This window comes from Janthinobacterium sp. GL_088 (assembly GCF_057837845.1).
The window spans coordinates 5,064,759-5,079,552 of sequence record NZ_CM174453.1 but is presented as its reverse complement, the minus strand read 5'-3'; the positions used below and the strand labels follow the sequence as shown (position 1 = coordinate 5,079,552).

The following is a 14,794-nucleotide window of genomic DNA, read 5'->3' as shown; positions in this document are numbered from 1 at the left end:
GATCGGTGCGCGCGCGGCCAAACTGCGTGCCGCGGCCAAGGGCGTAAGCATGCCATAAATGACAGAAAAGAGCGACTGAAAAGCAACATCCTTTCCAAATTGCAATGTTCGGCGCCACAGTGGCGATGCCTGCTTGCGCCATGGTAGTGCTGCAAGATTAAGGGAAGATGAAGATGGCACCCACCCGATTGCCGTCGGGAGGCGCCGGCGTGGCAGAATCGGCGTCAAATGCTGGGGTTGGCCATGTTTAATTTGATAAAATGGCCTGTTTTCGGCGAGAATGGTTGTTTTCGCCTTGCAGTCTTTCGCATCGCAGTTTCACGGGTTCATAGTTCTGGCGCGGCTATCATGCTGCAAGCTTAGGTCTCCGCGCCGCATCACGACAGGGATTTATTTTGCGACCGATTCAGAAATCGAATAAATTGGCGGACGTCTGCTATGACATCCGCGGCCCGGTCCTGGAAAAATCCAGGCAAATGGAAGAAGAAGGCCACAAGATCACGAAGCTCAATATCGGCAACCTGGCCGTCTTCGGCTTCGATCCGCCGGACGAGATCGTGCGCGACATGATGCTCAATCTGCAGAACGCGGCCGGCTATACGGATTCGAAAGGCATGTTCGCGCCGCGCAAGGCCGTCATGCACTACACGCAGGGCAAGAATATCGCCGGCGTGACCATCGATGACATCTACCTGGGCAATGGCGCTTCCGAGCTGATCGTCATGTCGATGAACGCCCTGCTCAACAGTGGCGACGAAGTGCTGGTGCCGGCACCCGACTACCCGTTGTGGACGGCCGCCGTCAGCCTGTCGGGCGGCAATCCCGTGCACTATGTGTGTGACGAGCAGAACGAGTGGTATCCCGACATCGAGGACATGCGCCGCAAGATCACGCCGCAGACCAAGGCTATCGTCGTCATCAACCCGAACAATCCCACCGGCGCGCTGTACCCGGTGGAAGTGCTGCTGCAGATCGTCGAACTGGCGCGCCAGCACCAATTGATCATTTTCGCCGACGAGATCTACGACAAGGTCCTGTACGACGAAGCCGAGCACGTGTCGATCGCCTCGCTGGCCGACGACGTGCTGTTCATCACAATGAACGGCCTGTCGAAGAATTACCGCTCCTGCGGCTACCGTTCCGGCTGGATGGTGGTTTCGGGTGAAAAGCGTCACGCAAAAGATTACATTGAAGGCCTCAACATGTTGGCCTCGATGCGGCTATGCGCCAACGCGCCGGGGCAGTTTGCCATCCAGACGGCGCTTGGCGGCTACCAGAGCATACAAGACCTGGTGGGGCCCGGCGGGCGCCTGTTGAAACAGCGCGACCTGGCGCACAAGCTGCTGACCGATATTCCGGGCGTCACCTGTGTCAAGCCGAAGGCCGCGCTGTACATGTTCCCGCGCCTGGACCCGGAGATCTACCCGATCGCCGACGACCAGCAGTTTGCCTATGAATTACTGGCCGAAGCGAAGGTCCTGATCGTGCAGGGCACGGGCTTCAACTGGATCGCGCCCGACCATTTCCGCGTCGTCTTCCTGCCCAACTCCGATGACCTGACCGAGGCCATGGGGCGCATTGCGCGCTTCCTCGAAGGTTACCGCAAGCGTCACGGCCGGGGCTGAACCAGCCAGCAGCAGCAATCTCGATCAACCATACCGATCAACCTGGCGCCGCCCAAGGGGGCGCCACTTATGAGCAGTCAAGCACAATTATGAAATCCATCAAGATCGGCCTGCTGGGCCTGGGCAATGTCGGTTACGGCACGTTCAGCGTCCTGAAACGCAACCAGGAAGAAATCAAGCGCCGCGCGGGCCGCGGCATTGAAGTCGTCGCCGTCGCCGTGCGCGACGTGGCGCGCGCCGAAGCGCTCGTCGCCGGCGGCTGCAAGGTCGTCAATGACCCGATGCTGATCGTCAACGATCCCGAGATCGACATCGTCGTCGAACTGATCGGCGGCTACGACCTGTCGAAAACCCTGGTGATGCAGGCCATTGCCAACGGCAAGCACGTGGTCACGGCCAACAAGGCCCTGCTGGCCGTGCACGGCAACGAAATTTTCGCCGCCGCCCAGGACAAGGGCGTGATGGTGGCCTTCGAGGCGGCTGTCGCCGGCGGCATCCCCATCATCAAGGCGCTGCGCGAAGGCTTGACGGCCAACCGCATCGAATGGATCGCCGGCATCATCAACGGCACCACCAATTTCATCCTGTCCGAGATGCGCGACAAGGGCCTCGATTTTGCCACCGTGCTGAAACAGGCGCAGGAACTTGGTTACGCGGAAGCCGACCCCACCTTCGACATCGAGGGCGTCGACGCCGCGCACAAGGCCACCATCATGTCGGCCATCGCCTTCGGCATCCCGGTGCAGTTCGACAAGGCCTACGTGGAAGGCATCAGCAACCTCAATGCCGTCGATATACGCTACGCCGAGCAACTGGGCTACCGCATCAAGCTGCTGGGCATCACCAAGCGCGCCACCGTCAACGGCGTGGAAGGCATCGAGCTGCGCGTGCATCCGACCCTGATCCCGGCCAAGCGCCTGATCGCCAACGTGGAAGGTGCCATGAACGCGGTGCTGGTGCATGGCGACGCCGTCGGCGCCAGCCTGTACTCGGGCCGCGGCGCGGGCGCCGAGCCGACCGCCTCGTCGGTGATCGCCGACCTGGTCGACATCACGCGCCTGGCCACGGCCGACCCGGAACACCGCGTGCCGCACCTGGCGTTCCAGCCGAACGCGATGACCGATATCGCGATCCTGCCGATGTCGGAAATCACCACCAGCTACTACCTGCGCATGCACGTGGCCGACCAGCCGGGCGTGCTGGCCGACCTGACGCGCATCCTGGCCGAACGCGGCATCTCGATCGACGCCATGCTGCAAAAAGAGCCGGCCGAGGGCGAGACGCACACGGACATCATCATGCTGACGCACCAGACGCAGGAAAAGAATGTCACGGCCGCCATCGAGAAGATGGAAGCCCTCAATAGCGTGGTGGGCACGGTCACCAAGATTCGCCTGGAAAACCTGAGCTGATTTTCACAAGGTTGCATGCAAAACGGCGCCCGCGGGCGCCGTTTTTTCATACGATGACTGTCTTACAGTTGCGGCACGCCGGGCGCGCCGACCGGACCCACATCCATGCCGTCATAGCTGGCCAGCTGGTTGTCCTGCGCAAACGCCATCAGCTCGCCATTGCGCGCGTGGAGGCTGTCGACGCCATGCACTTCGGCCTTTTCCACGTGCAGTACCCACACGGGCGGTGCGGCAGGGTCGTCGAGTTCGGGCTGGTACAGTTCCACCGGGCGGTAGCCCTGCAGCGCCAGCAGGGTGGCGGCTTGCTCCAGCGGCTCGGACGCCGGGTTGGTGAAGTAATAGCCCCACAGCAGCGGCTGGGACAGATCCCACGGCGCGTTCTCGGCGATATTGGCAAACAGTTCGGTCACATCTTCTTTGGTCATCATGGCGGTGCCTTCCTTAAAATCTCAGGACGCGATCTTAGCATCGACTGGCGTCGGGGCGAAATACACGCCGACTTTCAGTCCATGTCCATTCGCCGCTGTCGTCAGTTCCAGGCGGGCACCGTGCAGGGCGGCGATGTCGCGCACGATGGCCAGGCCCAGGCCGGCGCCGCCAGGGTTGCTCTCGAGCGCCGTGCCGACCCGGTAGAACGGCGTGAACACGCGTTCGCGCTCGGCCGGCGGGATGCCCTTGCCGCTGTCTTCCACCTCCAGCACGGCGCCGTGTCCGTTCCCCGCCTGCGCGGCGCGCACGCGCAGGATCACGCTGCCGCCCTGCGGCGTGTAGCGCAGGGCGTTGTCGACCAGGTTGGCGACCAGTTCATGCAGCAGCAGGGCCTGGCCATGCACGGGCGCTTCGTCGGGCGCTTCCAGCGACAGGTCGATATGCTTGCCGACGGCGGCCATGGCCATTTCCAGTCCCACCTGCTGCGCCACGTCGCGCAAGGGTACGGTGTCCATCGCCAGGTTCTCGCCGCCATGCTCGATGCGCGCCAGGGTCAGCAGGCGGTTGGCCAGCAGCACGGTCGAATCCGTGGTGGCGGCGATCGAGCGCACGATGTCGCGCAGGGCGGCCATGTCCTGCGGCGCGGCGCCTTGCCGGTCGCACTCGCGCATGGCCAGTTCGGCCTGGGTTTTCAGCACTGTCAACGGCGTGCGCAACTGGTGCGAAGCGTCGGCGATGAAGCGGCGCTGGCTGGCGATCAACTGCTGCAGGCGCGACATGGAGCCGTTCATGGCGCTCACCAGCGGGCGCATTTCCTTGTGCACCAGCGTGGGGTCGACGTCTGACAGGTCGGACAGGGTGCGCGTCTCGACTTCCGTTTTCAGGCGCATCAGCGGGCGCAGCACCAGGCGCACGGCAAACCACACGAGGGCGCCCATCACCAGTATCATCGCCGCCTGCCAGCTCAGGGTGTCGAACAGGATCTGGTTCGACAGGCCGCGTCGCGCGTCCAGCGTTTCGGCCACCTGGATCAGGGCGATGCCGCGCATCGAGTCGTCATACACGGGTTGCAGCAGGGCGGCGATGCGGATCGGCTTGCCATGGTAGTCGGCGTGGTAGAAGCGCACCAGGGCCGGATAATTCTGTGAGCGGGGCACGTTTTTTGGCACGGGCGGCAAGTCGCCATAGCCCGACACCAGCTCGCCATTGATGCCCGTCACCTTGTAGTAGATGCGGCCCAGGGTGTCGGTCTCGAAGCTGTCGAGCGCCACGTAGGGCACTTCGGCCACCACCTTGCCGCCCACGATGGAAACGCGCTCGGCCAGCGCCCGCGTCGACGCCAGCAGGGAGCGGTCGTAGGCCATGTCGGCCGCGTCGAGCGCGTTGCGGTACACAAAAACGGCATCGAGCAGCACCAGCATCACCAGCGGGATGAGCAGCCAGCGCAATAGCTGGCTGCGCAGGCTGCCCAGCGGCCGCCCCTGCGCCCAGCGCCGGCGCAGGCGCTCGAACACGGGCAGGCGTGGGGCGCGCACGGTCATTTCGGCGCGGCCGGCGCCATGGCGCTGCGCGGCTGCAGCAGGTAGCCGATGCCGCGCAGGGTGGTGATGACGGCGCCGTCGGGCGAACCGCTTTCGAGTTTTTTGCGCACGCGGTGGATATACAGTTCGATGGCGTCCAGGTTGGCGTCGTCGGCCAGCGCGAAGACTTCATCGAACAGCTTTTCCTTCGATACGGCGCGCCCCGAGCGCGTGATCAGCGCTTCGAGCACGGCGTGTTCGCGCGGCGTCAGGGGAAAGGGGGCGCCGGCATAGCTGAACATGCGCGTGACGGTGTCGAAACTGAGGGCGCCGCAGGTGTGCACGAGGGCTTCGTTGCCCTGGCTGCGGCGCAGCAGGGCCTTTACGCGCGCTTCCAGCTCGGCCAGTTCGAACGGCTTGGCCATGTAGTCGTCCGCGCCCAGGTTCAGACCCTGCACTTTTTCATCGAGGCCGCCGCGCGCCGTGAGTATCATGACGGGAGTCTTGCCGCGCGTGCCGCCGCGCGCGCGCAGGCGGCGCAGCACGTCCAGGCCATCCATCTTGGGCAGGGTCAGGTCGAGCAGCACCAGTGAATATTCCTGCGTGTGCAGCAGGGCGTCGGCATCGGCGCCGTTGTGGGCGGTCTCCACCGTCAGGTGCGCGTCGCGCAGGGCCTTTGCCAGCCAGTGCGACAGCTCCAGATGGTCTTCCACTAATAATATGCGCATGGTCTCCGCCATTCGTTTGAATTGATGCAGTGTAAGCCTGCCGGCGCCGCGCCGACAGAGGCGGCGATGAATATGTTTGTCCCCCTTGTGGCTGGCGGACGACACCTGTCAGTCTGAAAGCGAATTGAAAGGATCGCGCTCATATAGTGTGATCCTGATTCATGAAATTGATCAGGCATATCACTAATAACTATATCTAAGGGAGACACGTTACATGAAGAAAACTGCATTCTCGCTGGCCGCCATGGCGGTACTCGCTGCCGCCGGCAGCGCCCAAGCCCAGTCGAACGTCACCCTGTACGGCCGCCTGGACGCCGGCATCAGCAACACCAGCAACGCCGGCCCGAACAAAAGCTCGATGACGCAAGTGAGCTCCGGCGGCATGAATACCTCGCGCTGGGGCATCCTGGGCAGCGAAGACCTGGGCGGCGGTCTGAAAGCCGTCTTCAACCTGGAAGGCGGCATTCTGGTCGACACGGGCGCGGCCGACGGCGCGCTGTTCAAACGCCAGGCCAATGTGGGCCTGGAAGGCGCGTTTGGCCGCGTCGTGCTGGGCCGCTCGTTCACCACCGTGTACGATTTCGTGCTGCCGTTCGATCCGATGGCGTATGCGCCGTTCTACTCGTGGGCCACTTCGGCCAACGCGACGGGGCCGAGCAAATACGGCATGACGACGGCCTTCGACAACATGGTCAAGTATTCGGGCAAGACGGGCGACTTCAGCTACGGCGCATCGTACGGTTTCGGCGAACAGTCGACGGGCAACTCGGATAGCGCCAAGCTGTCCACGGCCGTCACCTACAAGACGGGTCCTGTCAGCCTGCTGGCCACGTATGAGCAGGTCAACGGCAATGCCATCGCCGGCGGCGCGCGCGACAAGACCACCGTGTACCACCTGGGCGCCATGTATGACGACGGCCCGTGGAAAGTGCAGGCGGCGGCGCGCGACTACAAGCTCGATCCGGCTGCTTCCGGCAAGGCCGACGTGCGCGGCACCCTGTACTGGGGCGGCGTCAGCTACAAGACCACGCCGGTCATCACCCTGACGGGCGTGATCTACTACCAGGACGTGAAAAACGTGGCCGCCAACCTCAATGCCGATCCGATCATGTACGTGGCGCGCGTGCGCTATGCCCTGTCCAAGCGCACCGACCTGTACGTGGCCGGCGCCTACGCCAAGGCCAAGCACAACCAACTGGTCAGCCTGTCGCGTGACGATGCCGGTTTCGGCGACACGCAGCGCGGCCTGATCGCCGGCATCCAGCACCGCTTCTAAGGCATGACGATGCTGCGCTCCCTGTTCCTGTCGCTGCTGTGCCTGCTGCCCGCTGTTGCGGGGGCGCAGGCGTTCGCGCCGGCCGAGTGCGTGGTGCCGTCCAAACCGGGCGGCGCCATGGACCTGACCTGCAAGCTGGCGAAAAAAGGCCTGGCGCAGGAGGGCGTGGCCGCCGCGGCTGCGGGCACAGCCATGCGCATCAGTTATCTGCCCGGCGGCATCGGCGCTGTGGCCTGGCACTCGATGGGCTCGCAGCGCCGCCGCGCGGAAGCGAACACCCTGGTGGCCTTTTCGGGCGGTTCGCTGCTCAATCTGGCGCAGGGCAAGTTCGGCAATGCCAAGGCGGGCGACGTGCGCTGGGTGGCGGCCTTGGGCGCCGACTACGGCATGATCGCCGTGCGCAGCGATTCGCCCTACAAGACGCTGGGCGACCTGATCGCGGCATTGCGGCAGCATCCGGACAAGGTGCTGATCGGTGTCTCCGGCACCATCGGTAGCCAGGACTGGCTGAAGATGGCGCTGGTGGCCCGCCAGGCCGGCATCGATCCGAAAGTGCTGCGTTTTGTCGCGCTCGAAGGCGGCGGCGAAGTGTTTACGGCGATGCAGGCCGATTATGTGCAGGTGGTCTCGGGCGACACGTCCGAAGCCACCCTGAACGCCAGTGCCAACCACGCGCGCGTGCTGGCGGTGCTGTCGGAGAAGCGCCTGCCCGGCGTGCTGGCCGGCGTGCCGACGGCGCGCGAGCAGGGCGTCGACGTGGTATGGCCGATCATCCGCGGCCTGTGGATGGGCCCACAGGTGCCGGATGCGGATTACCAGCGCTGGGTAGCCACGTTCGAGCGCGCCATGGCCACGCCGCAGTTCGCCGAGTGGCGCGCGCAGGCTGGCCTGTATCCATTCGCCCTGACGGGGCCGAAGCTGACCGCGTATGTCAGGAAGGCGGTCGACGAGTATGCCAGGCAGGCGAATGAGCTTGGCCTGATGCGCTGAACGACCTCATATTAAAAAACCTATTCATAGACGGAGACAACCCCATGCAAACCAAGACCCTGCTTCAAGCCGCCCTTGCCACCGCGTTTGCCAGCCTGGCCGGCGCCGCTTTCGCCCAGGTACCGGCAGGCTATCCGGCCGACTACCAGAAGATCATCGACGCTGCCAAGAAGGAAGGCAAGGTGGTGATCTACAGCGCCACCGACAGCAAGGCCGCCGCGCCGCTGATCAAGGATTTCAGCGCCCTGTATCCTGGCATCTCGGTCGAATACAACGACATGAATTCCACTGAAGTGTATAACCGCTTCATTTCCGAAGTGGCCGCCGGCGGCAACACGGCCGACGTGATGTGGTCCTCGGCGATGGACTTGCAGATGCGCCTGGCCTCCGATGGCTACGCCCTGAAATACAAGTCGGTCGAAGCGGCCAAGATCCCCGGCTGGGCCATGTGGGACGACCAGGCCTACGGCACCACGTTCGAGCCGGCCGCCATCGTCTACAACAAGCGCTTGCTCGACCCGAAGGAAGTGCCGAAGAACCATGACGACTTCGTCAAGCTGATCGCCACGCCGAAGTTCAAGGACAAGGTCACGACCTACGACATCGAAAAATCGGGCGTGGGCTTCATGTTCATGTCGCAGGACGCGAAGGAATATCCGCAATTCCTGGCGCTGCAAAACGCGTTTGGCACGGCCAAGGTGCGCGTGCAGTCGTCGACGGGCACCATGATGGAGCGCATTTCATCGGGCGAAAACCTGATCGGTTATAACGTGCTGGGCTCCTACGCCCTGGTGCGCGCCAAGACCGACCCGTCGATCGGCGTGGTGCTGCCCAAGGATTACACCCTGATCCTGTCGCGCGTGCAGTTCATCAACAAGAACGCGAAGAACGTCAACGCCAGCAAGCTGTGGCTCGATTACATCCTGTCGCACCGCGGCCAGACCATCATCGCGAACGGCGCCAAGCTGTTCGCCATCCGCGCCGACGTCACGGGCGAGACCACCTCGGCGGACCTGATCAAGGAAATCGGCGCGGCCAATGTCAAGCCGGTGCCGGTGCATCCGATCATCCTGCAATTTTTGGGACCAGCCAAGCGCATGGCTTTCCTCAAGCAATGGAAAGAGACAGCCGGCAAGAAGTAACGCCGTCCTGGCCGTCCGCAGGCGCGTGCCAGCGGACGGATGCCGTACCCTTCATTCATTGGATTCATCATGCAAACTGCTATCTTGCCGCTGCCTGCACGGTCGCGCTCTCCCTTGTCGCGCCTGAACTGGCCGCGCGGCGTGGTCGTGGCGATCACCCTGGTCGCCATTTTCCTGCCGCTGTTCCTGATTTTTTACCAGAGCTTTTTGAACGCGCCCTTTTTCATGCCGGTGCGCGAATTCGGCTTTGATTCCTACCGTTTCATCTTCGATGATCCCGACTTTTCGATGGCCTTCAAGAATGGCCTGATGCTGGCCTTCGGCCTGACCGTCATCGCCGTGCCGCTGGGCGGCATGCTGGCCTTCCTGATGGTGCGCACGGATTTGCCGGGCCGCGGCTGGGTGGCGCCCATGCTGCTGGTGCCGATCTTTGTCTCGCCGATGGTGATGGGTTTTGGCTACGTCGTGTCGATGGGGCCCGTGGGCTTCTATTCGATCTGGGCCAAGGAGCTGCTCGGCTTCGTGCCCTGGAATATTTATTCTTTCACCAGCATCGTCATCATCGCCGGCCTGACGCACGTGCCGCACGTCTACCTGTATGCGTCGTCGGCTCTGAAAAGCCTGGGCTCGGACGTGGAAGAAGCGGCCCGCGTGGCTGGCGCCTCGCCGATCCAGGTGATGCTCAATGTGTCGCTGCCGATGATCATGCCGGCGCTGGCGTATGCGGGCGTGCTGGTGTTCTTCCTCGGCTTCGAAGTGTTCGGCCTGGTGCTGGTGCTCGGTGATCCGGAAGGCCACCTGGTGCTGCCGACCTATCTGTACAAGCTGACGAACAAGCTCGGTACGCCGTCGTACCATCTGATGGCCGCCGTCGCCGTCTGCCTGGTGATGGTGACGATGCCGCTGGTGATGATACAGCGCTGGCTGCTGAAATCGGCCAACAAATACGTGTCGATCAAGGGCAAGGGCGCGCGCAGCAAGGCCATGCCGCTGGGCCGCTGGAAGTGGCTCGCGTTTGCCTTGCTGGCAGGCTGGCTGATCTTCACCATCATCCTGCCATTGACGGGCATCGTGCTGCGCTCTTTCGTGCAGTACTGGGGCGAGGGCGTGCACCTGGCCGATGTATTGACCTTGCAGCATTTCCGCGATATTTTCGACCAGCCATCGCTGGTGCGCGGCATCGTCAACACCATCCTGATCGGCGTCGTCGGCGGCGCGCTGGCCGTGGGCTGCTACAGCTTCATCGCGCTGGCCATGCACCGCAAGCAGGACGGCATCACGCGTCTGCTCGACTACAGCGTGCTGGTGCCGCGCGCCGTGCCGGGCCTCCTGGCCGGCCTGTCGTTCCTGTGGGTATTCCTGTTCGTGCCGGCCTGGCTCGACGGCATATTGAAGGGCATGGACAACGGCGTGGCCCTGTGGCTGAGTGGCCATGTGATCCCCGTGCTGCGCGAAGTGCGCTCGACGATCTTTGCCCTGTGGCTCGCGTATTCGGTGGTGTGGATGGCCTACGGCATGCGACTCATTTCGACAGCGCTGCTGCAGGTGGGGCCGGAACTGGAAGAGGCGGCGCGCGCCGTCGGCGCCAACCGCGGCCAGGTGACGCGCGACGTGACCCTGCCGCTGATCAAATACGGTTTGCTGGGTGCCTGGCTGATGGTGTTCCTGATCTTCGAGCGCGAATATTCGACGGGCGTGTACCTGCTCTCGCCGGGCACGGAAGTGATCGGCGCCATGCTGGTGTCGCTGTGGGCGGGAGGCTCGACCGACCTGGTGGCGGCGCTGTCCTTCATCAATATTACCCTGGTGGCCATCGGCCTGGGCATCGCGCTGCGCTTCGGCGTGAAGTTGCATAACTAAATACAAAGACTGAGACCACATCATGAATGAATTGACTGTCAATGAGCTGTACCTGGACTACGGCACCGGCGCCTCCGCCAACCAGATACTGAAGGGTGTCTCGATGCACCTGAAAAAAGGCGAAGTGGTCGCCTTGCTGGGGCCTTCGGGCAGCGGCAAGACCACCTTGCTGCGTGCCGTGGCCGGGCTGGAAAGCCCGAAGGCAGGCACCATCCAGATCGGCGAGCGCAATGTCTACGATGGCGCGAAACACTTCGAGATGCCGGCCGAGCATCGCAACCTGGGACTGGTGTTCCAGTCATATGCGCTGTGGCCGCACAAGACCGTCTTCGACAACGTCGCCTATGGCCTCAAATTGCGCAAGATGGGCAGCACGGAGATCGCCGCGCGCATCAAGGAAGTGCTGACGCAACTGGGCCTGGGCCACCTGGGCGAGCGCTATCCGCACCAGCTGTCCGGCGGCCAGCAGCAGCGCGTGGCGATCGCCCGCGCGCTGGTGTACAACCCGCCCGTGATCCTGCTCGACGAACCGCTGTCGAACCTGGACGCCAAGCTGCGCGAGGAAGCGCGCGCCTTCCTGCGCGAACTGATCGTGCGCCTGGGCCTGTCGGCCCTGATGGTGACGCATGACCAGGGCGAGGCGATGGCCATTTCCGACCGCATCCTGCTGCTGAATAACGGCAAGATCGAGCAGCAGGGCACGCCGCAAAGCATGTATGAAACGCCGGACACCCTGTTCACGGCCGAATTCATGGGCAGTAACAACCGCCTTCCCGGCAAGGTGGTGCAGCGCGAAGGCAATCAGGTGCGCCTGCTGGTCGATGGCGCGTCCATGCAGGGCGTGGCGCGCGGCGCCAACGTGGGCACGGAAGTCACCACCATGATCCGCGTCGAGGAAGTGAAGATCAGCGCCACGCAGGTCGACAACGCCATCGAGCTGCCGCTGCTGACCTGCATGTACCTGGGCGACCGCTGGGAATGCCTGTTCGAACGCGGCGGCGCCGAGAACATCAGCCTGCGCGCCTATTCGCGCCACAAGCTCGAAGCGGGCAAGTACTGGCTGCACATGCCGGCCGATAAGCTCTGGGTGTTTTAACGGTGACGAGGTGGCCACGCTGGCGCACAGTATATTGCCCTTCCTGTGCGGCACTGGCTACCGGATTGGCGGGCGCCTCCATCTGTTGCGCCTGCCCGAATTGATGATGCGCACGGACCCTCTGTTCGTCGTCATCGCCCTGGGTACATGCTTCGGTCCCGCCTTCCTGGATACTGCTCCTCGCTACATGGCCGGCGCGGCGCGGTGCAGCTTCTTGATGCTGCTGGTCGCTGCCTTCGGGCTGGGCTTGTCGCATTGGCTGGGCATCCATCCCTGCACGGCCATCCTGACCTTCTCGCCCGGCGGTATTGCCAAGATGTCGCTGACGGCCAAGACCCTGCATATGGGCGCGCCCATCGTCACGGCGCTTCATGTTTTTTCATGCTGATATGCAAAGCCGCCAGAGTTGAATCGGCCGGCTGGAACTGGCATAAAGCAAATGCTCTGTATCGTCCCTGCTGCGCACCCGCTTTAAGCCATGCGTGGGTAATATGTGGCTGCCCGTTTTTCCAGGGCATTCCATCCTGGCGGTGCACTGGCCAGCCATGCCCGGCGACCGTATTTTCCGCACCGTTGCGCCATGTTGAGTGTGTTATCTAAAAACAACGCTCCAGTGTGTGGTATGCGCACCTTGTTTTGATCATGGATAAAAACACACCCGTTCTGAGAATGCCGGCGGTTTGCCGGAGAATGCTTATTCTCCCATTGAAAATATAGATGTGAGTGTTGCAAATAGTAACTAAAGGGAGGTCAAACTTTAAAAGATGAATTTTGTATTTGCATTTAAAAAGTTGCTCCACAGCCATTTATTTTAGTTATTTTTACTTCCTTCGTTTATAATTTGAAAAGAACGCCGGCGAGGCTTTTTGCGCAGTTTTGACGTGAGTTCGCCTTTTTTTGAGCTCAGGGATATGCATATGCGCACCGACGGTGTCCGTTTTTCAATTGTCAGACATGCCGCATGGGCGCCAGGCCTGGAAACGCCGCAGCAATGGCGCGCGTGGGCGCAAAGCACCTTGCCCGTCGCACCGATTGCTGCTGCTGGCGAGCCGGGCGTGCGCGCGATGACGCCGATGCTGCGCCGCCGCGCCGGTCAGCTGGGCAAGATGGCGCTCGAAGTGGCGTACGCCTGCCTCGGCGAACAGCGTGATATTCCGCTCGTCTTTTGTTCCCGCCATGGCGAGGTGGCGCGCGCCGTCGAACTGTTGTCTGCGCTGGCCCAGGGCGAACCCCTGTCGCCAACGGCATTCGGCATGGCCGTACACAATGCCAGCGCAGGCCTGTTTTCCATCGCTCGCGCCGATACGGCGAATCAGCTGGCCATCGCTGCCGGTGCGGCCAGCCTCGAAGCCGCGGTGATCGAGGCGTGCGGCTTGCTGGCCGATGGCGCGGAGCAGGTATTGCTGGTGCTGGCGGAGTGTCCCTTGCCAGCGCCATTCGAGGTTTTTGAGGACTGCCATGAGCAGTCGCATGCGTTTGCCTGGCTGCTGCAGGCCGAGGCTACCCCTGGCACCGCTTTCAGCCTGACGTGGCGCGCCCGCGGCAGTGATGACGCGTTCGCGGTGGCCGCCGGCGCCATGCCGGGCAGCCTGGCCGTGTTGCGATTCATGCTCGGCGAGGCCCGCACGTTCGAGCATGCGGCCAACCGCCAGGCATGGTGCTGGAGCCGCCATGCATAGGCTGAAGGCTGTCCGCACCGGCCTATCGATAGGCTGGCGTACCATCGCGACCGCGCTCAGTTTTGCCGCCTTCGGCCTCGGTGGCTTGCTGCTGCGCGTGCTGGTGTTTCCCGTGCTGCAGATGCTGATGTGGCGGCGCGAGACGCGCATTGCCTGCGCGCGCACCATCATCCGCTGGAGTTTTCGCTTGTACATCGGTCTGATGCATTTTCTCGGCGTGCTGCGCTACGACTTGCGCGGTCTCGACAAGCTGGAACGTGGCGGCTTGCTGATCCTGGCCAATCATCCGACCCTGATCGACACGATTTTCCTGATGGCGTATGTCAAGCAGGCCGATTGCATCGTCAAGTCCGATTTGTGGAATAACCCGTTTACGGGCGGTCCCGTGCGCGCGGCAGGCTATATCAATAACACGGGCGGCGCCGAACTGGTGGACGCCTGCCTGGCATCGCTGGAGCGCGGCAATAACCTGATCATTTTCCCGGAAGGCACGCGCACGCCATGCAGTGGCGAGGTCGTGCTGAAGCGGGGCGCGGCGAATATCGCCGTGCGCGGCCGCCGCGACGTGACGCCCGTGCTGATACGTTGCCTGCCCAGGACCCTGGGCAAGGGCGAAGCATGGTGGCGCGTGCCGGCCCGCCGTGCGCATTTCGAGATCGCCGTGCAGGACGACCTGGCGATCGGCGAGTTTACCGGCGGTGGCGCCAGCGACGTGATGGCGGCGCGCACCTTGACTACTCATTTGCAACATTACTTTAGCGGGAAACAGGAACAACATGCTTGAACAAGAAGTGAAGGAACTGATCATCGAGGCGCTGCAACTGGAAGACGTGAGCGCTGCCGATATCGATACGGATGCACCCCTGTTTGTCGAGGGCCTGGGCCTCGATTCGATCGATGCGCTGGAACTCGGCGTCGCCCTGCAAAAAAAATACGGCATTTCCCTGTCGGCCGATTCGGCCGATACGCGCCGCCACTTTGCCTCGGTACGGGCGCTGGCGGCCATGGTTGACACTCACAGAAAGAAGTAAGGAGCA

14 protein-coding genes are annotated in these 14,794 nt (G+C 62.9%); 11 read left to right on the top strand and 3 right to left on the bottom strand.

Annotated elements, in window-relative coordinates:
- Positions 1-395: 395 nt before the first annotated feature.
- Together AC3IQ7_RS22645 and AC3IQ7_RS22640 are read left to right on the top strand one after the other, a co-directional pair.
- On the top strand, positions 396-1,625 hold the full coding sequence (locus AC3IQ7_RS22645) for a pyridoxal phosphate-dependent aminotransferase (protein ID WP_099380387.1): 1,230 nt from the start codon (positions 396-398) through the stop codon (positions 1,623-1,625).
- A gap of 89 nt (positions 1,626-1,714) precedes the next feature.
- On the top strand, positions 1,715-3,037 hold the full coding sequence (locus AC3IQ7_RS22640) for a homoserine dehydrogenase (protein WP_034785478.1): 1,323 nt from the start codon (positions 1,715-1,717) through the stop codon (positions 3,035-3,037).
- 62 nt (positions 3,038-3,099) lie between these two features.
- On the opposite strand, the gene AC3IQ7_RS22635 is transcribed toward AC3IQ7_RS22640, so the two are convergent.
- The 3 genes from AC3IQ7_RS22635 to AC3IQ7_RS22625 are packed head-to-tail and all read right to left on the bottom strand — an operon-like array spanning position 3,100 to position 5,714.
- Positions 3,100-3,465 carry a ribonuclease E inhibitor RraB gene (locus AC3IQ7_RS22635; RefSeq protein WP_099380386.1) on the bottom strand — a complete coding sequence of 122 codons (366 nt, stop codon included), beginning with the start codon at positions 3,463-3,465 and terminating at the stop codon, positions 3,100-3,102.
- 21 nt (positions 3,466-3,486) lie between these two features.
- Positions 3,487-5,001: a sensor histidine kinase gene (locus tag AC3IQ7_RS22630; RefSeq protein WP_489207378.1), complete on the bottom strand. Its 1,515-nt coding sequence runs from the start codon at positions 4,999-5,001 to the stop codon at positions 3,487-3,489.
- A 2-nt stretch (positions 5,002-5,003) separates the two neighbouring features.
- Positions 5,004-5,714: a response regulator gene (locus AC3IQ7_RS22625; RefSeq protein WP_489207377.1), complete on the bottom strand. Its 711-nt coding sequence runs from the start codon at positions 5,712-5,714 to the stop codon at positions 5,004-5,006.
- Positions 5,715-5,928: 214 nt separating this feature from the next.
- On the opposite strand from AC3IQ7_RS22625, the gene AC3IQ7_RS22620 reads away from it, so the two are divergent.
- The 9 genes from AC3IQ7_RS22620 (at position 5,929) to AC3IQ7_RS22580 (ending at position 14,788) form a co-directional block, all read left to right on the top strand.
- Positions 5,929-6,990, top strand: a complete 1,062-nt coding sequence (locus tag AC3IQ7_RS22620) for a porin (protein WP_099380385.1) — start codon at positions 5,929-5,931, stop codon at positions 6,988-6,990.
- Between the two features lie 3 nt (positions 6,991-6,993).
- The gene (locus AC3IQ7_RS22615; protein WP_489207376.1) at positions 6,994-7,980 is read left to right on the top strand and encodes a Bug family tripartite tricarboxylate transporter substrate binding protein; all 987 of its coding nucleotides are present in this window, start codon (positions 6,994-6,996) and stop codon (positions 7,978-7,980) included.
- Between the two features lie 44 nt (positions 7,981-8,024).
- Positions 8,025-9,122 (top strand): ABC transporter substrate-binding protein, encoded by a 1,098-nt coding sequence (locus tag AC3IQ7_RS22610; protein ID WP_322428473.1) that lies wholly within the window; start codon positions 8,025-8,027, stop codon positions 9,120-9,122.
- 69 nt (positions 9,123-9,191) lie between these two features.
- Complete coding sequence (locus tag AC3IQ7_RS22605) at positions 9,192-10,982, top strand: ABC transporter permease (protein WP_099380400.1); 1,791 nt, start codon at positions 9,192-9,194, stop codon at positions 10,980-10,982.
- Between the two features lie 22 nt (positions 10,983-11,004).
- Positions 11,005-12,078, top strand: a complete 1,074-nt coding sequence (locus tag AC3IQ7_RS22600) for an ABC transporter ATP-binding protein (RefSeq protein ID WP_322428474.1) — start codon at positions 11,005-11,007, stop codon at positions 12,076-12,078.
- Between the two features lie 10 nt (positions 12,079-12,088).
- Positions 12,089-12,466 (top strand): AbrB family transcriptional regulator, encoded by a 378-nt coding sequence (locus AC3IQ7_RS22595; RefSeq protein WP_489207375.1) that lies wholly within the window; start codon positions 12,089-12,091, stop codon positions 12,464-12,466.
- A 529-nt stretch (positions 12,467-12,995) separates the two neighbouring features.
- Positions 12,996-13,757, top strand: coding sequence for a beta-ketoacyl synthase chain length factor (locus AC3IQ7_RS22590; RefSeq protein WP_489207374.1), 762 nt, complete (start codon positions 12,996-12,998; stop codon positions 13,755-13,757).
- The gene (locus tag AC3IQ7_RS22585) at positions 13,750-14,541 is read left to right on the top strand and encodes a lysophospholipid acyltransferase family protein (protein WP_322428477.1); all 792 of its coding nucleotides are present in this window, start codon (positions 13,750-13,752) and stop codon (positions 14,539-14,541) included. The genes AC3IQ7_RS22590 and AC3IQ7_RS22585 overlap by 8 nt, the downstream gene beginning before the upstream one ends.
- Entirely contained in the window at positions 14,534-14,788 is a 255-nt protein-coding gene (locus AC3IQ7_RS22580; protein WP_034750401.1) for a phosphopantetheine-binding protein, read from the top strand. Before AC3IQ7_RS22585 ends, AC3IQ7_RS22580 begins: the two co-directional genes overlap by 8 nt.
- The last annotated feature ends 6 nt before the right edge of the window (positions 14,789-14,794 follow it).

Bases quoted from the DNA above. Each gene is read 5' to 3' on its own strand.
- AC3IQ7_RS22610 (WP_322428473.1), top strand. From the start codon at position 8,025: ATGCAAACCAAGACCCTGCTTCAAGCCGCCCTTGCCACCGCGTTTGCC.
- AC3IQ7_RS22580 (WP_034750401.1), top strand. From the start codon at position 14,534: ATGCTTGAACAAGAAGTGAAGGAACTGATCATCGAGGCGCTGCAACTG.
- AC3IQ7_RS22625 (WP_489207377.1), bottom strand. From the start codon at position 5,714: ATGCGCATATTATTAGTGGAAGACCATCTGGAGCTGTCGCACTGGCTG.
- AC3IQ7_RS22585 (WP_322428477.1), top strand. From the start codon at position 13,750: ATGCATAGGCTGAAGGCTGTCCGCACCGGCCTATCGATAGGCTGGCGT.
- AC3IQ7_RS22590 (WP_489207374.1), top strand. From the start codon at position 12,996: ATGCGCACCGACGGTGTCCGTTTTTCAATTGTCAGACATGCCGCATGG.
- AC3IQ7_RS22635 (WP_099380386.1), bottom strand. From the start codon at position 3,465: ATGATGACCAAAGAAGATGTGACCGAACTGTTTGCCAATATCGCCGAG.
- AC3IQ7_RS22620 (WP_099380385.1), top strand. From the start codon at position 5,929: ATGAAGAAAACTGCATTCTCGCTGGCCGCCATGGCGGTACTCGCTGCC.
- AC3IQ7_RS22615 (WP_489207376.1), top strand. From the start codon at position 6,994: ATGACGATGCTGCGCTCCCTGTTCCTGTCGCTGCTGTGCCTGCTGCCC.
- AC3IQ7_RS22605 (WP_099380400.1), top strand. From the start codon at position 9,192: ATGCAAACTGCTATCTTGCCGCTGCCTGCACGGTCGCGCTCTCCCTTG.
- AC3IQ7_RS22640 (WP_034785478.1), top strand. From the start codon at position 1,715: ATGAAATCCATCAAGATCGGCCTGCTGGGCCTGGGCAATGTCGGTTAC.
- AC3IQ7_RS22600 (WP_322428474.1), top strand. From the start codon at position 11,005: ATGAATGAATTGACTGTCAATGAGCTGTACCTGGACTACGGCACCGGC.